The 18,252-nt window shown below is 40.6% G+C and carries 18 protein-coding genes and 1 tRNA gene; 9 read left to right on the top strand and 10 right to left on the bottom strand.

The genetic code is table 11. The annotated features are described in order from the left end of the window. Positions 1-5: 5 nt before the first annotated feature. The 8 genes from CVS81_RS07460 to CVS81_RS07425 are packed head-to-tail and all read right to left on the bottom strand — an operon-like array spanning position 6 to position 9,406. Positions 6-869 (bottom strand): EamA family transporter, encoded by an 864-nt coding sequence (locus CVS81_RS07460; RefSeq protein ID WP_107965568.1) that lies wholly within the window; start codon positions 867-869, stop codon positions 6-8. Next, a complete protein-coding gene (locus tag CVS81_RS07455; protein ID WP_107965567.1) occupies positions 866-2,101 on the bottom strand; it encodes a TolC family protein in 1,236 nt (411 codons plus the stop codon). The genes CVS81_RS07460 and CVS81_RS07455 overlap by 4 nt, the downstream gene beginning before the upstream one ends. Beyond that, positions 2,098-5,124, bottom strand: coding sequence for an efflux RND transporter permease subunit (locus CVS81_RS07450; protein WP_107965566.1), 3,027 nt, complete (start codon positions 5,122-5,124; stop codon positions 2,098-2,100). The genes CVS81_RS07455 and CVS81_RS07450 overlap by 4 nt, the downstream gene beginning before the upstream one ends. Beyond that, positions 5,121-5,864 (bottom strand): efflux RND transporter periplasmic adaptor subunit, encoded by a 744-nt coding sequence (locus CVS81_RS07445; RefSeq protein ID WP_107965565.1) that lies wholly within the window; start codon positions 5,862-5,864, stop codon positions 5,121-5,123. The genes CVS81_RS07450 and CVS81_RS07445 overlap by 4 nt, the downstream gene beginning before the upstream one ends. After that, a complete protein-coding gene (locus tag CVS81_RS07440) occupies positions 5,861-7,126 on the bottom strand; it encodes a TolC family protein (protein WP_107965564.1) in 1,266 nt (421 codons plus the stop codon). Before CVS81_RS07440 ends, CVS81_RS07445 begins: the two co-directional genes overlap by 4 nt. Next, entirely contained in the window at positions 7,126-7,848 is a 723-nt protein-coding gene (fliP, locus tag CVS81_RS07435; protein ID WP_411160895.1) for a flagellar type III secretion system pore protein FliP, read from the bottom strand. The genes CVS81_RS07440 and fliP overlap by 1 nt, the downstream gene beginning before the upstream one ends. An 11-nt stretch (positions 7,849-7,859) precedes the next feature. After that, entirely contained in the window at positions 7,860-8,639 is a 780-nt protein-coding gene (locus tag CVS81_RS07430) for a flagellar motor protein MotB (RefSeq protein WP_107965562.1), read from the bottom strand. Beyond that, positions 8,639-9,406, bottom strand: coding sequence for a motility protein A (locus CVS81_RS07425; RefSeq protein WP_004318159.1), 768 nt, complete (start codon positions 9,404-9,406; stop codon positions 8,639-8,641). The genes CVS81_RS07430 and CVS81_RS07425 overlap by 1 nt, the downstream gene beginning before the upstream one ends. A gap of 136 nt (positions 9,407-9,542) precedes the next feature. Between CVS81_RS07425 and glmU the strand changes: the two genes are divergently transcribed. Genes glmU through truA form a run of 7 tightly spaced genes read left to right on the top strand, consistent with a single transcriptional unit; the run spans position 9,543 to position 15,918 of the window. Then, positions 9,543-10,853: a bifunctional UDP-N-acetylglucosamine diphosphorylase/glucosamine-1-phosphate N-acetyltransferase GlmU gene (gene glmU / locus CVS81_RS07420; protein WP_107965561.1), complete on the top strand. Its 1,311-nt coding sequence runs from the start codon at positions 9,543-9,545 to the stop codon at positions 10,851-10,853. Further along, entirely contained in the window at positions 10,840-12,012 is a 1,173-nt protein-coding gene (coaBC, locus tag CVS81_RS07415) for a bifunctional phosphopantothenoylcysteine decarboxylase/phosphopantothenate--cysteine ligase CoaBC (protein ID WP_107965560.1), read from the top strand. Before glmU ends, coaBC begins: the two co-directional genes overlap by 14 nt. After that, a complete protein-coding gene (locus CVS81_RS07410) occupies positions 12,009-12,695 on the top strand; it encodes a hypothetical protein (protein WP_107965559.1) in 687 nt (228 codons plus the stop codon). Before coaBC ends, CVS81_RS07410 begins: the two co-directional genes overlap by 4 nt. Before the next feature lie 3 nt (positions 12,696-12,698). After that, positions 12,699-13,370 carry a polyprenyl diphosphate synthase gene (gene uppS / locus CVS81_RS07405; RefSeq protein ID WP_107965558.1) on the top strand — a complete coding sequence of 224 codons (672 nt, stop codon included), beginning with the start codon at positions 12,699-12,701 and terminating at the stop codon, positions 13,368-13,370. Positions 13,371-13,377: 7 nt separating this feature from the next. Further along, complete coding sequence (locus CVS81_RS07400) at positions 13,378-14,166, top strand: prepilin peptidase (RefSeq protein WP_107965623.1); 789 nt, start codon at positions 13,378-13,380, stop codon at positions 14,164-14,166. Continuing rightward, positions 14,159-15,187, top strand: a complete 1,029-nt coding sequence (locus tag CVS81_RS07395) for an LptF/LptG family permease (RefSeq protein WP_021086950.1) — start codon at positions 14,159-14,161, stop codon at positions 15,185-15,187. The genes CVS81_RS07400 and CVS81_RS07395 overlap by 8 nt, the downstream gene beginning before the upstream one ends. Further along, complete coding sequence (gene truA, locus CVS81_RS07390) at positions 15,187-15,918, top strand: tRNA pseudouridine(38-40) synthase TruA (RefSeq protein WP_107965557.1); 732 nt, start codon at positions 15,187-15,189, stop codon at positions 15,916-15,918. Before CVS81_RS07395 ends, truA begins: the two co-directional genes overlap by 1 nt. A 41-nt stretch (positions 15,919-15,959) precedes the next feature. Here the strand turns inward: truA and CVS81_RS07385 are convergent. Beyond that, positions 15,960-16,036, bottom strand: a tRNA-Arg gene (locus CVS81_RS07385). Between the two features lie 109 nt (positions 16,037-16,145). On the opposite strand from CVS81_RS07385, the gene CVS81_RS07380 reads away from it, so the two are divergent. Both CVS81_RS07380 and CVS81_RS07375 read left to right on the top strand, forming a co-directional pair. Then, a complete protein-coding gene (locus CVS81_RS07380) occupies positions 16,146-16,331 on the top strand; it encodes a hypothetical protein (protein WP_103573497.1) in 186 nt (61 codons plus the stop codon). Positions 16,332-16,381: 50 nt separating this feature from the next. After that, positions 16,382-17,206 carry an adenylosuccinate lyase gene (locus CVS81_RS07375; protein ID WP_107965556.1) on the top strand — a complete coding sequence of 275 codons (825 nt, stop codon included), beginning with the start codon at positions 16,382-16,384 and terminating at the stop codon, positions 17,204-17,206. 137 nt (positions 17,207-17,343) lie between these two features. Here CVS81_RS07375 and CVS81_RS07370 read toward each other — a convergent pair whose 3' ends face one another. Then, positions 17,344-17,934, bottom strand: coding sequence for an isoaspartyl peptidase/L-asparaginase (locus CVS81_RS07370; RefSeq protein ID WP_265094474.1), 591 nt, complete (start codon positions 17,932-17,934; stop codon positions 17,344-17,346). Positions 17,935-18,252 lie beyond the last annotated feature (318 nt).

Below are 18,252 nucleotides of genomic sequence, written 5' to 3'. Positions count from 1 at the left end.
TAACCTCAGGCAGCCTTTACGCCGTAAAATTTCATCACTCTATTGTGAATTAATAGCGAGATATACATTATCACAGCGCCTAAAATAAGCCTTGTTAGATTAGTGTCCTTTTGCCAAAAGACTAAATTTACGATGATAGCAGCTGGTATGAGGGCGTTATTCATGATGGCAAGCACGCCGCTATCGACCTCGCAAGCCCCCTTGTTCCACATAAAATATCCCAGCCCGCTAGCGACTACGCCAAGCCACAAAAGCACCAAAGTTTGGGTTAGATCAACGTGAAATTTAGCTGGATTGCCAAGAGTTATGAGTGCGATCACTGCCACAAAAAACGCTCCAAAGTGAAAGTAGCCAAAGACCTTTTTTTGATCCACGTCAAATCTCTCCAAAAGCGCCTTATAGGCACTCTGCCCTGCTCCAAAGCAGATGTTTGCCCCTTGCACCAGCAAAAAGCCCTTTAGCACGCCCTCATTTATAGCGCCATATTTGATGATAAGCGCACCAAAGACCGCAACGCCAACGCTAAAGAGATAAAGCGGCCTAAATTTAAAGCTAAAAGCATCGTAGATCAGCGTGACATAAAACGGCGTGAAAATGGTAAAAAGCGCGACTTCTGGCACACTTAGATACAAAAACGAGTTGTAGTAGCAAAGATACATTAGCCCTATTTGCACCGCTCCTATGCCCATTATGCCAAGGGCTAGCTTTGGACTAACGCCTCGAAATTTCGTAAATGGCAAAAAGACCAAGCTTGCAAGCGTCACACGCACAAAAACAGCCAAATAGCTATCGACCTTGCCAGCTAAAAATTCCCCTATCAAACTAAAGCTAAATGCCCACAAAATGGTCACAAAGATCAGTTTATTCATTCTATCACCACCTCATTTATATTTCTTGCGCATTCAAAAAAGTATTCAAGCTTGTTTAGCTCGAGCAAATCGCCATTTAAAATGAAATTTGCCCTGTCGCTAAAATTTTTCTCACTCACAAACAAGAACTGCTCAAATTTTACCTTGCCGCTAAGATAGCCATTTAGCAGGTCATTAAAGTCGCTATCAAGGCTATCTTGTTTTAGCGAGTCTAAATTTAGCCTAGCGCCTAGGCCCTCTATCACGCCTCTTAGATCCTTTAGCCTAGCTATTATTCTGTTTTCTTCGTCGCTTAGATCAAGCGCGGCCTTTTGCTCCTCTATGCGCTTAGTTTGACTTTGCTTGCTAAGGCTTAGGCTATCTGGCAGCTTCCACTCAAACTCCACTCTAGGCTTGTTCGCATCAGCGTATGCCTCAGCCATCTGCGAAGTCGTCCTCTCGCCTTTTTTAAAGCTGTTATTATTCACACTTTGCGTATCTTTTAAGTAAATTTTTGGAGCAAATTTGCTCTTTTGCTTCTCGTTTTCCTGCTCTTTTATATATTTTTCTTGCTCCATAGCCCCAAGCTTAGCACTTAGATCATCCTTGCTAAAATCAGGCATCACTATCTTTGAGCCAGCATTAAAGCCGATCTCGCCGTTTGAGAGTAAATTTATCCTTGAGTTTAGCTCAGCTAGCTTAAGCCCAAGCTCGTCTAGCTCGGCTCTTTTTTTATTTAAGGTGAAATTTATCGCATCAAATTCGTTCTTATCTATCTCGCCGTACTCAAACCAAAATTCATTTTCAGCCGCAGCCTTGGCAAAGCTATCTACAAATTTTGTCTCTAAATTTATCAGCGAATTTAGTGCAACAGCGTTAAAATAGACCTTTGCGACCTGAAAAGCGGTTAAATTCATCAGCTCTTCATCTTTGTAAATTTTCTCCACGCCCTTGTGGTCTAAAATCTTATCCGAAGCCTCGCTAGCACCCCCGTCAAAGATGAGATACTCGACCTTTGCCGTGATCGATCCAGCCTTTGTCATATATCCGCCCTTTAGCTCGTCAGGCACAAAGGTATATCTGCCATCAAGGGATAAATTTAGCTTGTTGCTCTTATTTTTATTTATGTATTCATTTTTATTAAATTCTTTCAAACTCTCAAGCTTCGCACTTTGCGCCAGAGCGATGATCTCTAGTAAATTTCCAGCCCAAAGAGGCAAAGCAAAGAGCAAAACAGCCAAAATCTTCTTCAAATTCTCTCCCTTTCATAAAATTTTCTTATAAATTTATCAAGATTATAGACCCATGCAAAAAGCACTGGCACGACAAGCAAGCTTAGCAAGGTCGAGCTAATGAGCCCAAAGATGATGCTTATAGCCATAGGTGAGTTGGCCTCATAGCCAGCACCCCTGCTAAGAGCAAGAGGCAGCATGGCAAATATCATCGCAAAAGTGGTCATCAAAACAGCCCTTAGACGCTTTTTGGCAGCCATTTTAACAGCTTCGTTTGCCTCCATGCCGCTATTTGCAAAGTGGTTTGCAAAATCAACCACCAAAATGGCGTTTTTACCGACCATACCAAAGAGCAAGATGACGCCAACCATGACAAATAGGCTAAATGGATTGCCGCTTATAAAAAGTCCGATCACCACGCCACAAAAGGCAAGCGGCATGGCAAGCATGATGAGAAATGGCAGCAAAAAGCTCTCATAAAGCGCAGCTAGCACCATGTAAATAAGCACCGCGCTAGCACTCACTGTAAAGATAAAAGAAGCGTTTGTATCGTCCATGAGCTCGACAAATCCAAGAAATTTATACTTGAAATTTGCTGGCAAAATTTCATCAAGCTTCTTTGAAATTTCATTTGCCACGCTATTTAGCGGAGCGTTGTTTTTGGTATTTGCTAGAAATTTGATCTCATCGGCTCTATTAAACCTCGAAATACTAGCTGGCTTTTGCTCAAAACTAATCGTCGCCACATCGCCAAGTGTGACAAAAAAGCCCTCATTGCTCCTTATCTTGGTCTTTAAGATATCATCTGTATCGCTTCTAAATTTATCATCAAGACGCATGTAAAGCTCATACTCTTTGCCATTTTCGTTTTCAAAAACAGAGACCTCATTCTGGCTAAATGCGCTATAAACGGCGCTTGCAATGCTAGCTTTATCTAAATTTAGCCTCTTAGCCTTATCTTCATCGATAGAAATTTGCACACGCTTTAGCAGATCTTCTTCGGGCGAATTTACATCCGTTGCGTCATTTATCTCTTTTAGCATCTTGCTGATCTTTGGCACAAATTTCTCTAGATCTTTGCCATTTTCAGATGTGATAGTAAGCTTAACTGGCTGCACATCGCCACCTTCAACCACTGGCAGATCAGCCACGATGACGCTCATATCGTCACTTTTTAGCTTGTCGCGAAACCTCTGCATGATAGCGTTTTGCCGCTCGTGATTAGCTCTATCTTTTAGCTCCTTTAGCCTAACGTAAGCCTTTACTAGATAGGGCTGCTTGGCATCTGTGTAGCCAAGGATGAAGTAGGCGTAAGCGACCTGAGGATCGGCGTTTATGAGTGAAATTTTATCTTTTAGCCTCTCTTTGCTAGCTTGCAGGCTAAGTGAGGGATCAAGCTTAAAATAGATGTTAAACTCCGAGTTATCCTCGCTTGGCATGAAGTCGCCTCCTACAAATTTAGCCAGTCCAAACGAGCAAACAACGACCACAATCGTTATAGCTAAAAATATAAGCTTAAATTTAAGCGCTAAGCCTAAAAGCTTCTCATAGCCATTTTCAAGCGCCTCAAAAAAGGGCTCGCTCTTTAAATAAAAGCCGCTTTCTTTGGCATTTACAAACCTAGCACTAAGCGTTGGCACAAGAAATATGCTCACAAAAAACGAAATGACGATGCCAGCTGCCACGCTCATAGCAAATGAGTTAAAGTACTTGCCAACGATACCACTCATAAAGGCTATTGGCACGAAGACGCAAAGCAGCACGAGCGAGATCGCAAAGACGCTAAATGCTATCTCTTTTATGCCTGCAAAGCTTGCTTTTAGGGCATTTGGCTCATCTTTTAGCTTGCTAGCGATGTTTTCAGTGACGACTATCGCATCATCGATGAAAATTCCGATGCCAAGGGTCAGCGCTATAAGACTTAAGCGGTTTATGTCGTAGCCTAGGGCATTTATGATGAAAAACGTCGCTACGATGCTAGTTGGTATCGCTACGACTGAGATGATAGTGATCGAGAAATTTCTTAAAAACAGATATACAATCACGATGGTCAGCAAGACGCCAAGGATCATATCAAAGGCGGTTTGATCGATGTGCTTTTGTATCACTTCGCTCTTATCGTAGGCTATTTTTACGTCGTATTCACTGCCAAGCAGGCTTTTAAACTGATCTAGCTTTGATTTAGCTAGGGCGATCACGGTTAGAGCGTTTGCGTCTGGAGCTAGCTCAAGACCAAGCAAGACGCCACTTTTTTTATCCATTATCGCTGCTTCGTTTGCATCTTTGTAAGCGAGATCAACACTTGCGATATCTTTTAAAAAGACCCCTTGTTTGATCGTCAAATTTCTTATCTCATCTATGCTTTTGGCGCTGAAATTTGACTTGATCGCCATTTGGATTTTTTCATTTTCTATCTTGCCAAGTGGCGCTTTTAAATTTTCACCCTTTATCAAATTTGCCACTTCGTTTGCGCTAAGAGCGTTTTTATCAAGCTTAAATCTATCAAGTAAAATTTTCACCGCAGGCTCTAAAAAGCCATTTGTCTTAACCTTTGAAACGCCGCTAATGCGCTCTAAAAATGGCTTTGCCACGTCATCGATCTCTTGCATGAGCTTAGTTTCGTTGCCATCAAGCCTTGTGATAAAGAGGCTAAAGACGGCTGAAGAGAGGCCATTTAGCTTTTCTATCTCGTAGTTTGCGTTTAACCTTGCCTTTTGCATCTTGTCTCGGACGTCGTTTGTAGCGCTCTCTAGGTCTTTGTTTAGCTCAAATTCGATGCTTACCACGCTTAGGTTATCAAAGCTAGTTGAGTAAAGCTTTTTTATCCCCTCGATGCTTGAGACCTCGTCCTCGATCTTTTGCGTGATCTTTGTCTTGATGTAGTTCATATCGCCGTTTGCGTAGGTCGTGATCTTAACGATTGGGATATTTACTTGCGGGTATAAATTTACATTCATCGTCTTTAGCGAGTAGATGCCAAAGACAACAAGGCTTAAAAAAATCATAAGCGTAGTTATGGGGCGGTTTATGGCTGTTTTTATCATTTATTTTCGCCGATTATCACTTTTCCTTGACCAAACATGCCTGGCTTTAGGCCGCTGTCATAAGCCTGGGCGTAAAATTTCCTGGTCTCTCGCTTGATCTCTGGGTAAATTAGCGCGATTTTAACCTCTTTTTCCTCACTTGTCGCGTCAAGCTTAAATTTAAACATGTCGCCAACTTTTACTAAATTTGCATATTTTTCATCGATCGCTATTAAAATTTTAGCCTCCTCAGAGTTTAGAACAAAGGCTGGCTGAAGCGGCGAAGCACTCTCGCCAAGCTCGACATTTTTACTAGCTATTACACCATCAAACGGAGCTTTTAAAAGAGCCTTTTTAAGATGATCATCTGCATTTAAAATGGCGATCTCAGCTGCTTGCACCCTAAGAGCTGCCTCGTCAAATTTATACTTTACCTCATCAAATTCTTGTTTTGAAGTGACGTCCTTTACTTGGCTAAATTTATTAAAGGTGCTTTTAGCAAATTCTTTGGCATTTTTGGCAAGAGCTAGGTCGTTTTTTGCCTTTTTTAGAGCGATCTCAAGGCTTGTTTGATCAAGGCTAGCTAAAGTGTCGCCCTTTTTAACGTGGCTTGAGATATCTACAAAAATTTTATCCACCTTGCCACTGCTCTCAAATGCAAGCTTTGAGCTTTGCTTAGCATAGACTTCAAAATCAGCAAAAATCTCCTCTGCTGCAAATGAAAAGATGCAAAATATCATTAAAATTATCAGCTTTTTCAATCCCTAATCCTCTCTAAAATGCTCTCCCCGCTCTCAAAAAAATACTCCGCCTTTTTTATCTCCAGCTCGTCTTTCGCCCCTTCAAAAAGGCTAATGGCGTCAAATTTTTGCGAGAGTGCTTCAAGCAGGTCGCTATATCCCAAAAGCCCAGAGTTATATTTTTCATAGCTCGCTCTAAGCGCAAGATCGCTTGCTTTTACATACTCATTTAGCGAGGCTATCTTTGAGCTAAGAGTTGCGATCTCGTTTTGTAAATTTTTAAGTTTAGTCTCGTTTTCACGCTTTTTATACTCTAAATTTAGCCTCGCTTCATCAAGCGCGATCTTGCCAGCTTGGCTCATCTTGCTAGTGGCAAAAAAGTCAAAAATTTTCCACCTAAAGCTAACGCCAAATTTATTGCCGTGCGTATCTTCTTTTAGATATTTATCAAGATATGGGCGATAAGCGCTATACTTGCCAAGGTCGATGTCGTAGTTATTTTTGTAAAATCCATAGGTGTCATAAAGCATGATTTGAGGCAAAAAGCCAGCTCTTGTCTCGCTAAGCTTAGCCTCGCTTAAAGATATATCTTGACTTAGCTTATCAAGCTCGGCGTTTTTTGAAGCTAAATTTGAGCCAATCTCAGCCATTTTTGCTCCACTAAGTGGAGAAATTTGCTCGCCTGTTAGCAAATTTATCTCATTTAAAATTTGCTCCATTTTGTTTTTGTATTCAAGCTGCGTGCTGTTTGCTAGGTGGTATTTTGCCCGCACATTTTCTAGCTCATCTTTTGGGGCAAGTCCTGCAATGTTCGCCTTTTCAAGCTTGTCTAAAACGCCTTTTAAGAAATTTGCCTGAGCGTTTTTGGCGGCTATTATATTTTCAAGTGCGCAGGCGTTAAAATATAAATTTACAGCCTTAAATGCAAGGTAGTTTTTGGCTTCATCACTTGCGATAGCGGCTTTATTTTTTAAAAGCTGGCTCATCTTTAGCCTAGCCTCTCTGGCTCCACCATCATATAGTAAAAAATCAATCCTAGCTAGCACGCCAGCTGACTCTTTGGCAACTATGCTTGGGAAGGTGCTTGCGTTTTTGCCGTATGAGCCCTCTAAGCTAAGGCTTGGCAAATAAGCGCTTAATGTCGCTTCGTCACTTAAGTTTGCTCTTTTTAACTCAAGCTCTTTGATCTTTGAAATTTCGTTTTGAGTGGCCTTGTTTGCTATCTCGCTTAAATTTGATCCAAATAGCGCCAAAGGCAAAAGTGCTAATAAAATTTTTTTCATCAGTGAAAGCTCTTTACTAAATTTCCTATTAGCAAATTCCAGCCATCAACTAGCACGAAGATGAGTAGTTTAAATGGCAGCGAGATCATGACAGGAGGCAGCATCATCATACCCATCGCCATCAAAACGGAGCTTACGACCATGTCGATAACAAGAAATGGCAGATAGAGCAAAAATGCTATCTCAAAAGATGTCTTTAGCTCGCTTATCATAAAGGCTGACATCGCGATGCTTAGCGGGATATCCTCGATATTTGCTGGATTTTGCAAATTTCTTATCCTAAAAAATAGCGCAAGATCTTTTTCTCTAGTGTTTTTCACCATAAATTCTTTAAACGGCTTTAAACTCTTATCAAGCATGTCCTCATAGCCTATCTGCTCGGCTATATAAGGCTTTATACCCTCATCGTAGCTTCTTTGACCAACCGGCTCCATGATGAAAAATGTAAGTACCATCGCAAGCGAGATAAGCACCGTTGAAGGTGGCACTTGCTGCGTGCCCATCGCTTGACGCAAAAATGAAAATACAATGACAAGGCGCAAAAAGCTCGTCATCATAAAGATGAGTGAAGGAGCGAGTGCTAGTGCGGTGAGGATTAGTAAAACATTTAGTGAATTTACAAGCTGCTCGGCATTTTGCGGTGAATTTAGGCTTAAATTTATAGTTGGTAGCGCAGGATCAGCGCCAAAAACTACACAAAACAAAACCGCTAAACTAAGCAGTGCTTTCACGACTAATTCCTCGTATCAAGGATACTTTTCTTAGTAGCCTCTTTATTTTTTGGCTCGAGCGAGACGAAGTGAATTTCTACTCTATTGTTTTTGGCTCTGCCCTCATCTGTGCTATTGCTAGCGATCGGATCAAAAGATGCCCTGCCAGAAGTGATAAGCCTCTCTTGTGGCACGCCATCGCTAACTAGCTCTTCAAGCACGCTTAGCGCCCTTGCGGTAGAGAGCTGCCAGTTGTTTTTGTATATAGAGTCTTTGCTTGGATTTGTATTATCAGTGTATCCGATGATATCTGTTTTTACCTCATTTGGCATTTTGGCTATGATCATGCCTATTCGCTTTAAAAAGAGCTTCGCATCTTCGCCAGAAATTTCAGCGCTATCTTTGTCAAAGAGCATCGCAGCTGGAAGCCTAACGATAAAGCCATCCTCGCTCTCCTCCATCGTGATCTCAGGTGCCCCGCTAGCCGTTAGTAGCTCATTTATCTTTTTAACAGTCGAAGTGACCTCATTTTGAGCGCCTTTTTGAGCTTTTGGCTTTGGATTGCGTCTGCTTTCAGGGTCTGTCTCTTTTTCTACCTGACTATCTGGCCTTGCACCACCCTCTAGCACGCTTAGTGCACCAGCTAGTGAGCCAACGGCAGCCTCCATCTTTTTAGCATCCATTGTCGCCATAGAAAGGAGCAAAACGAAGAAGCAAAGCAGGAGCGACATAAGGTCGCCAAAGGCAGCCAGCCACTCAGGCATACACTTTGGGCACTCTTCTGGTTTTATTAATTTACCCATTATTCAAACTGACTTTTTCTATCTTTTGGAGGTAAAAATGCTAAAAGCTTAGCCTCAAGCGTTCTTGGGTTATCCCCTGCTTGTATCGCCATGATACCCTCTAAAATGACTTGCTTCTCAAGCGCCTCATCAGCATCGCGGATCGAGAGGATATTTGCAACAGGTGAGCCGATGATGTTACCTATCATCGCACCATAAAGTGTCGTAAGCAAAGCAACCGCCATAGATGGACCGATCGCACTAGGATCTGACATGTTAAGAAGCATCGCAACAAGACCAATAAGCGTACCGATCATACCCATCGCACCCGCAAAACCACCGACTTGCTCGAAAATTTTGATATTGTTTGCATGCCTTGTGCTAGTCTGATCAATATCGATCTCCAAAAGCGCTCTGATCGCATCTGGCTCATTGCCATCGACCGCCATCGAAAGGCCTTTTTTTAAAAACTGATTTGATTCGTTATTTACTTCGCTCTCAAGTGCTAAGATGCCATCTCGCCTAGCTTTGGTTGAGTAATCAACTACTTTTTTTATAGTCTCAGGTAAATTTACAACAACTGATGGCTTAACAGCGACACCATAAAATTTACCAACACCTTTAAGCGTCTCCATCTTAAAGCCAACCATCATAACGCCGATAGTACCACCAAAAACGATCATCACAGAAGGGATATCGATGTATGGTCCTATACCAACGCCTATCGCCATTGATCCAAACAAAAGCACCAGGGTCAAAACCCAGCCGACGACGGTTCCTAAATCCATTTAAACTCGCTTTATTTATAAATTCTTAAGAATTGCTATTTTATTAGCTTTTTGTTGAAACAATCGTTAAATTAAAAAAAATGTTTGCCATTTTTTGCTACAATCTGCGAAATTTTTAACGTTAAAAGGCTTAAAAATGAGCAATAATACTTCAATCATAATCCTAGCTGCTGGTCTTGGTACCAGGATGAAATCAAAACGCCCAAAAGTCCTATTTGAGCTATGCGGCGAGCCGATGATCATTCACATCTTAAAGCAAGCTTATGCGATCACAAATGACGTTAGCGTCGTGCTTCACTACGAAAAAGAGTTAATTAGCAAAAAGATAAAAGAAATTTTCCCTCAAACTAAAATTTTCGAGCAAGATCTAGCAAATTTCCCAGGTACTGCTGGCGCGATAAAAGGCGTAAATTTAAGCGGTGAAAAGGTGCTTGTCACTTGCGGCGATATGCCACTTGTTAGATCAACTGACCTTATGCGTCTAGCAAATGCCGAAGCAGACGTGGTTATGAGCTCATTTGAAGCGGCAAATCCTTTTGGCTACGGCAGAGTTATCATAAAAAACGGCAAAGTTGAGGCCATCGTCGAGCAAAAAGATGCGAGCGAAGCGCAACTTGCCATAAAAAGTGTAAATGCTGGCTGCTACTGCTTTAAACGCGAGGCGCTAGAGCAAATTTTACCACTCATAAGCAACCAAAACGCGCAAAAAGAGTACTACCTAACTGACGCCATAAAAATAGCAAATGAAAAGGGCTTAAAGTGCATTGCAGTAAATGTTAATGAGCAAAATTTCATGGGTATAAATGATAAATTTCAGCTTAGCATCGCTGAAAAAATCATGCAAGATGAGATAAAGCAAAATTTGATGAAAGCTGGCGTTTTGATGCGCATGCCTGAGAGCATTTTTATAGACAGTAGGGCTAAATTTGAAGGCGAGTGCGTGCTAGAAGAAAACGTAAGCATACTTGGCGAGTGCGTTATTTCTGAGAGTATCATCAAAAGCTCATCTGTGATCGAAAGCAGCGTCATCAAAAACTCAGACATCGGCCCACTAGCTCACATTAGACCAAATTCTGAAATTTCTGACACACATATAGGAAATTTCGTCGAGGTTAAAAAAGGCGTTCTTAGCGGCGTAAAAGCTGGACACTTAAGCTATCTTGGCGACTGCGAGATAGAAAGTGGCACAAATATCGGTTGTGGCACGATCACATGCAACTACGACGGCAAGGCAAAATATAAAACCAAGATCGGCAAAAATGTCTTTGTTGGCTCAGATACGCAGCTAGTCGCCCCTGTAAATATCGCTGATAACGTCATCATCGCAGCTGGCAGCACCATCACAAAAGACGTTGAGAGTGGCGCTCTAGCTATCAGCAGAGGTCGCCAAGAGAACAAAAGCGGCTTTTTTGAGAAATTCTTTGGCAAAGACGATGTTAAAAAATAAGAAAATTTTACTTGCCGTTTGCGGCAGTATCGCCTTTTATAAGGCATTCGAAATTTTATCGCTGCTTAAAAAGCAAGGCGCAGATGTCTATGTGGCTTTAAGTGACGGAGCGCTTGAATTTTGCAGTGTAAGTGGCTTTGAGGCGCTAAGTGAGCATAAAATTTTAAGCTCACAAACGCAAAACTGGCAAGACGGCGTAAATCACATAGCCTACTCTAAAATGGATCTAGTCCTTATCGCACCTGCCTCAGTAAATACGATAAATAAGCTAACAGCTGGCATCTGTGATAATGTCTTCATGCAAACGCTAATCGCCGCCTCACACGTGCCTTTAGTTGTCGCTCCAGCTGCAAATAACAATATGATCGAGCATTTTGCGACGCAAAATTCGCTTGAAATTTTAAAGAAAAACGGCGCTTTAGTAGTTGAGCCAGTGCTTAAAACTCTAGCTTGTGGCGACATTGGCAAGGGCGGTCTTGCAAGCCATGAAGTGATAGTAGAAGCTGCCATTAAAAGGCTTAGCAGGCCACTTTTTGCTGACAAAAAAGTGGTGATCACTGGTGGCGCGACAACCGAAAAGATAGATGATGTAAGAGCCATTACAAATTTCTCAAGCGGAAAGATGGCAAGAGCCTTGGCTAGAGCCTTTTACTACGCAGGCGCGGAGGTAAAACTGCTTGCTAGTTTTGAAACCGCAAACGAGCCATTTCTTAGCCTTAAATTTAGCTCAAGTAGCGAGCTTTTAGAGCTTTGCAAGAGTGAGTGCGAGGAGGCAAATTTACTTGTAATGTGCGCTGCGGTGAGCGATTTTGTACCGACAAAGATAGATGGCAAGATAAAAAAAGAGGACGTTGGGGAGAGCTTAAATTTAAGCCTAAAGAAAAATGTCGATATTTTGCAAAGCTTAAAAGAGTTTAAATGTAAAAAGATCGGCTTTAAGCTTGAAATTTCAAGCGAAAGTGCTCTAAAAAGCGCTAGATCAATGCTAGAGAAAAAAGGGCTTGATGCAGTTTGTCTAAATATTTTAGGCGAGAAAAATTGCTTTGCAAGCGAGCAAAACGAGGTAAATTTCATCACAAGGGGCGGCGAAACCCTACTGCCGCTTGCCTCAAAAGATGAGATCGCAGGGCGTATCGTGGAGCTAGCAGCAAATTTATGATAGAGCAGATCTCACGCGTCCAAAAGATAGCAAACAACAGTCAAGCTCCGCTAGTAGCGATAAATTCGTCCTTGCCACTTAGCATTTTGGTGAGCCAAAAGGTCGGCTTTAACAGATACATCTTAAATTTCGCAAATAGAAATTTAAACACAAAAAGCGTAAAAGAGCTAAACGTGGGCTCAAGATACTGGGGCGAGGTGCATAGTCAGGGCGAAAACATCGTCATAAAAAATTTATACGAAAAACCAAAAATTTTAGATGAGGACGTTTTGTCTGACGGGCTAAATTTGATAGAAAATTTGGTAAAAAACGAGAATTTATCGTGGCTTTACAGCTATTTATTTAAAAACTTAAGCGAAGTTAAAACAAAAGATGAGATGAGAGTACTAGCAAAAATGCTCTTTGCCCTGCAAGAAAACGTCGTGCATATACCATTTGCGTATAGCGGCACGAACGGCATTTTTCAGCTTAAAAAAGAGGCAAATGAGATGAGAGTTTTTCTTGTTTTTTCAAATTTTGCGCCGCTTATTTTTAAATTTAAAGATGAAATTTTGTGTGAGATCGCAACTCCATTTAGCAACGTCGCAAGCTTGCTAAAAAGCGAATTTGACACGCCAGTTTTGGTGCAAAACGTAAGCGCTCTTTGGAGCAAAAAAGAGCAGATAATTGACTTTAAAGGCTAGACATTGAACAAACTTAACCACCTCGCTATCATCATGGACGGCAACGGACGCTGGGCGAAAAAGCGTGGATTTTTGCGGACAAATGGGCACGAGGCCGGAGCAAATATGGTGAGTGATATGTGCGAATTTTGCATCGATAATGGGGTGAAAATTTTAAGCCTTTACGCATTTAGCACCGAAAACTGGAAAAGACCGCAAAAAGAGGTTGATTTTTTGATGAATTTGCTTAAGAAATTTCTTCTTTTAAAGCGTGATGATTTTATAAAAAATGGGATCAAATTTAACACGATCGGCAACATCTCGCCGTTTAGTGACGAGCTAAAAAATGAGATAGAGATCACCAAAGATGCGACAAGGGAAAATACAAATTTGCTTTTAAATTTAGCGATAAACTACGGCTCAAAAGATGAGATCATAAGAGCTGTGCGAAAACTAAATTTAAAAGGCTGCGAGATAAATGAAGCGAGCCTAAATGCGGCACTTGATGAGAGTGAGCCGGTGGATCTTCTCATTAGAACTGGTGGCGAGAGCAGGCTTTCAAATTTCATGCTCTGGCAGGCAAGCTACGCGGAGCTATTTTTCACGCCGACACTTTGGCCTGACTTTGGCAAGGATGAGCTTGCAAGCATCGTAGCCAAATTTAAAGATATAGAGCGAAGATTTGGCGGAGTTTAGTGAGATAATGGATATTTTGGTCATCTTTTTTGCTGTTTTTGCTTTTGTTTTTGGCATCTGCGTAGGCTCATTTTCAAATGTGCTGATATACCGCTTGCCACGAAATGAAAGCATAAATTTCCCAGCCTCACACTGTCCAAAATGCTCTCACAAGCTAAATTTTTATCACAATATTCCGCTTTTTTCATGGCTATTTTTAGGTGGAAAATGCGCCTTTTGCAAGCAAAAGATAAGCCTTGTCTATCCGCTGGTTGAGCTAGCCTCTGGATTGCTTTTTCTGATCTGTTTTTTTAAAGAGTGCGGCGAAATTTTAAGCGTAGAAACCTTGCTTTATGCGCTATTTTTAGGGCTTTGCTTTATCATGCTACTAGCCCTTAGCGTCATAGACATAAGGTATAAAGCTGTGCCAGATGCGCTTCTTTTTGCGGCGCTATTTTTTGCATTTGCCTATGCCTTGCTGCTTTTTATCTTTAAAGGAAATTTTGCTCAAATTTTAAATTTAATCCTCTTTGGATTTATCTTTTGGGCGCTTAGATTTGTCGTGAGCTATGCGATGAAAAGAGAAGCCATGGGTAGTGCTGACATATTTATCGCAGCGATCATCGGAGCCATTTTGCCGGCCAAGCTATCCCTTGTGGCGATCTATCTGGCGGCACTTCTTACGCTCCCAGTCTATGCGATCGTTCGCAAAAAGGGCTACGAGTTAGCCTTTGTGCCGTTTTTAAGCCTGGGACTGCTTGTCACCTACGCTTTTGACGCGCAAATTTTAGAAATTTTAAGGTTCATTTATGAGTAGAGTAAATAAATATCTTTTGTTTAACTTTTTAGGCACGTTCGCATCGCTATTTAGTACGCTTTTTTTGATCATGTCGATCGTCTTTTTCATCCAGATCGCGCGTATCACTTCATACATCGAGATCAGCTTTGGTGAGCTCTTTAAACTCTACTCATTTATGCTCCCACGCGTGTTGCTCTTTGTCGTGCCTATCGCCTTTTTCGTCTCGCTTGCGATGACGCTTTTTCGGCTATCAAAAGAGAATGAAAGCATCGTTATCTTCACACTTGGTGGCTCACCAAATAAGATCGCAAGATTTTTCTTAGCTTTTTCAGCCCTTTTAAGCGCTGCCTTGCTGGTAGTTGCCATCGTCATGATACCAATAGCCGCCCAGCTAAATGCAAATTTCATCGACTACAAAAAGACGGTTGCTAAGTTAAATTTAAAGCCAACCCAGTTTGGACAAAAATTCTCCGACTGGATGGTCTATGTGGGCAGCGAAAGCGAAGACAAAAATGGCACAACCTACAAAGATATCGTGATGTTTAACCCATTTGTCAAAGACTCACAGCGCCTAATAACCGCCAAAAACGCAAAGATCATAAACGTGGGCCAAAGCGTAGAGCTCTCTTTAAACGAGGGCAAAATGTATGACATCAGAGATGAAATTTATCACCAAAGCAACTTCAAATCAATGAAGATAAGAACCGCCCAAAGCGAGGAGATAAGCGACGTTGGCAGCATCAAAGAGTACTGGATGGATGCAGCTAGCAGCGATAAACGCAGAAAAGACCTTAGCACCTACGTCCTAGTGGCCCTCTTCCCGCTTGCAAGCACGCTCTTTGCGATCAGCCTTGGCATCGTTACGTATAGATACGAAAAGGGTATGGTCTATGTTGGCACTTTTGGCGTTTTATTTGGCTATTTTACGCTCATAATGCTCTTTTCATCAAAGCCAGCGCTTGCGATACCGCTCATATTTTTCGTATTTTTACTAGCTGGCGTCTTGCTTTATAAAGCTAAGATCACACGAAGATACTGATGAAAATTCAGCTAATCTACAGCTACGACGGCTCGAAATTTCAAGGCTCACAGACCCAGCCGCATGAAAACGGCGTAGAGGATGAGTTAGAGCGCGCCCTAGCTCACGTTGGTATTTTCGAAAGAGTTGTCTCTAGCTCGCGCACCGACAAAAGCGTGCATGCAAATAACCAAAGCTCAAGCGTCGTTTGCGGCGATCACTTTAAAGACTTGAGACGCTTGCAAGATCTTATAAACCGCCACGCACACCCAAGCATTCACATAAAACGCATAAATTTAGTGAGTGAAAATTTTCAAGCGAGATTTGATGCGGTCGCAAGATCGTATAGATATGTGATAGATCATGGCAAATTTGATGTTTTTAGCTCAAATTACAAGGTATTTTTGCCTAAATTTGATACCATAAAAGCAAATGAAATTTTGCGAAATTTTATCGGAGGGCATGATTTTAGCGCATATATGAAAACCGGAAGTGATACAAAAAACCCAGTGCGAGAAATTTATAAAGCATTTTGCTACACATACAAAGAGCAAACTATCATCGTTTTTAAAGCAAATGGCTTTTTGCGCGGTCAGGTGCGCCTCATGGTTGCAAATTTACTAAAGGCGCTAAAGCAAAAAGACGGCAGCGAACTCATAAAAGCTTCACTAAATGGACGTCCTGCTATAACTCGCATACCTGCACCTGCAGAAGGGCTATATCTAAATAGAGTTTTTTATAGATTTAACTAATCTCAAAAGTGGTCTGAAAATAAAATTTGAGGACAAAAGGATGGTGCGCCCGAGAGAATTCGAATCTCTGACCTTTTGAACCGCAATCAAATGCTCTATCCAGCTGAGCTACGAGCGCACATGAAAAATTAAGTTGTGATATTAACCAAACTTTCCTTAAAAAGAGATTGTATTCATTTTAAATTTATAACCTTTTTAGTAAAATCCTTTGTGCAAAAGGAGCAAAAATGAACGATTTTTTCGATAGTCTAAAAGAGATCAAAAAAGAGCTTGCAAAAGAGCAAGGCGTGGCTAAAAAGCCCCAAAAAGAGGCCGTTTCTCACACAAAAGAGGAGGCGATCTTACATAAAGAACAAAAGCTAAGAGATGAGTTTTTGGCATATACAAAAGATAGCAATATCAGAAAAATTTAACTTTGGAACGCTAGTTGCTTTAAATGGGGATATTTTGAATGGAGAAACCCATGAATATAACCCAAACTTTAGAATCTTTAAGCATTTTAACCGATAGCGACGCTCTTTTTTGCGAGCTTCGCGCACTGATAAGTAAAAATTTCACAAAAACACTAGCAAACAAAGATAAGATCATCTCTTTTTACGAAGAGAGCGAGATCCCACAGCGAAAATGCTTTTTAAAATTTATAAAAAAACTTTACGAAAAACAGGGCAATGAGCTTGATGTGACCTTTGCAAAATACAAAACTATAAAACTATCTTTAGTGCAAAGAAACGCTCTGACAAACATCTACAATATCGACATCGATTTTTTTAATGGCGAGATGATCTTTACGCTAAACAATACCCCAAGAGCTTTTGCTAGCTACATTTTGCAAAATTTTAAAGGCAATGAGTCTAAATTTGACGAGAAAAATCATAAATTTAGCTTAAAAATAAAAAAAGATAGCGACTTTGACTTGATTGAAGAGATCATTTCAAAACGCGAACATCTAAAATTTATAGTAAATTTTAACTACAATGAAGTCAAATTTAAAGAGTTCAAAAGAAATTACAAGATCCAAAACTCGGCCAAATTTAAAAATCGTTTCAGCGCTTTGGCAAATTTACTAGAAGAAAATTTTGAAATTTTAGGCTGCTCAAATAAAGACAGCTTCGAAACTGTAAGAGATAGCTACCTAGCCCTTGCTAAAATTTATCACCCAGATAGACACTCAAACAAGAGCGAAAGCATCAAAAACGAGTATAACGCTAAATTTAAAAAGATCCAAGCAGCCTACGAGGGGTTAAAACCATTCTTTAAAAATCAAGAGAATTTTATCAAAGTTGGCTAGATAAGACAACACTTAATATAAATTTAATCGGCGGTTTTTGTCTAAGAGCATTTATCGTTCTTGGAGCAATTTATATATTTTAATAAACTTTCTCCCTTTAAAAACTAGGCCAGATAGAATCTGGCCCAGCTATCTAATCATTTCTCACCAAGTGGCCAGTAAACAACTGGTTTACCTCCTAGTCTTGCCTCACCATGATACATACCAAGTTTATCTTTAGTCCAAGCAAAGCCTGTCTTGCCAGACTTATCAATAGAGATGATACCACCACTGCCACCTAGTGCCGCTACCTCTTTTACAGCCTCTTCGGCTGCTTTTTGCACATCTGAAGTTTTGTATTTATAAAGGGCTGAGACCTCATGAGCAGCATTTACACGCATGTAGATATCACCTGTGCCTGTGCAAGAGACTGCTACTGAGTCATTATCTGCATAGGTTCCAGAGCCAATTATCGGACTATCACCTATACGGCCAGTCATTTTATTTGTCATGCCGCCAGTACTGGTTGCTGCAGCTAGGTTGCCATTTTTATCAAGTGCTATCGCTCCAACAGTGCCAAGATATGGACGCTCATATAAATTTAGTGAGGTTTTCTTTGTCTTTTCACTATCAAGCATGAGCTTTTGTTTCTCTTTTGCCCTTTGGAGTGCGTCATATCTAAACTGCGTAAAAAAATACTTTTGATCAACCATCTCTAGGCCGTTTTCTTTGGCTAGCTTGCAGTCTATACATTTTTTATGCTTGAAAATTTTAACATCATCATATAAGTATTTTTTGCAAAGACCTATTTCATCATTAACAAATTTTAAACCATTAAAATATTACCCACTAATTATAAAAACAGTATAATACAAGCCATTTTTTACATCACATCAAACCACAATCTAGCAAACAAACAACCCTTAACACCAATAGGACAATAAATTTAAAAAGACAATCAAACCAATAACATAAAAACAAATATAAAAAATTTACTATATTTAATCAATAAAACCTAATTAAAAAGTAAAAACTAATATTTTACACTTATACAAGAAGCAACAATT

Source organism: Campylobacter concisus (assembly GCF_003049065.1).
GTDB classification, from domain to species: Bacteria; Campylobacterota; Campylobacteria; order Campylobacterales; family Campylobacteraceae; genus Campylobacter_A; species Campylobacter_A concisus_BE.
This window is presented reverse-complemented; position numbering and strand designations above follow the sequence as displayed.

Bases quoted from the DNA above. Each gene is read 5' to 3' on its own strand.
- CVS81_RS07410 (WP_107965559.1), top strand. From the start codon at position 12,009: ATGATAGAGCAGATCTCACGCGTCCAAAAGATAGCAAACAACAGTCAA.
- CVS81_RS07380 (WP_103573497.1), top strand. From the start codon at position 16,146: ATGAACGATTTTTTCGATAGTCTAAAAGAGATCAAAAAAGAGCTTGCA.
- CVS81_RS07425 (WP_004318159.1), bottom strand. From the start codon at position 9,406: ATGGATTTAGGAACCGTCGTCGGCTGGGTTTTGACCCTGGTGCTTTTG.
- CVS81_RS07375 (WP_107965556.1), top strand. From the start codon at position 16,382: ATGAATATAACCCAAACTTTAGAATCTTTAAGCATTTTAACCGATAGC.
- CVS81_RS07395 (WP_021086950.1), top strand. From the start codon at position 14,159: ATGAGTAGAGTAAATAAATATCTTTTGTTTAACTTTTTAGGCACGTTC.
- CVS81_RS07400 (WP_107965623.1), top strand. From the start codon at position 13,378: ATGGATATTTTGGTCATCTTTTTTGCTGTTTTTGCTTTTGTTTTTGGC.
- truA (WP_107965557.1), top strand. From the start codon at position 15,187: ATGAAAATTCAGCTAATCTACAGCTACGACGGCTCGAAATTTCAAGGC.
- CVS81_RS07430 (WP_107965562.1), bottom strand. From the start codon at position 8,639: ATGGGTAAATTAATAAAACCAGAAGAGTGCCCAAAGTGTATGCCTGAG.
- coaBC (WP_107965560.1), top strand. From the start codon at position 10,840: ATGTTAAAAAATAAGAAAATTTTACTTGCCGTTTGCGGCAGTATCGCC.
- CVS81_RS07440 (WP_107965564.1), bottom strand. From the start codon at position 7,126: ATGAAAAAAATTTTATTAGCACTTTTGCCTTTGGCGCTATTTGGATCA.
- glmU (WP_107965561.1), top strand. From the start codon at position 9,543: ATGAGCAATAATACTTCAATCATAATCCTAGCTGCTGGTCTTGGTACC.
- CVS81_RS07450 (WP_107965566.1), bottom strand. From the start codon at position 5,124: ATGATAAAAACAGCCATAAACCGCCCCATAACTACGCTTATGATTTTT.
- CVS81_RS07460 (WP_107965568.1), bottom strand. From the start codon at position 869: ATGAATAAACTGATCTTTGTGACCATTTTGTGGGCATTTAGCTTTAGT.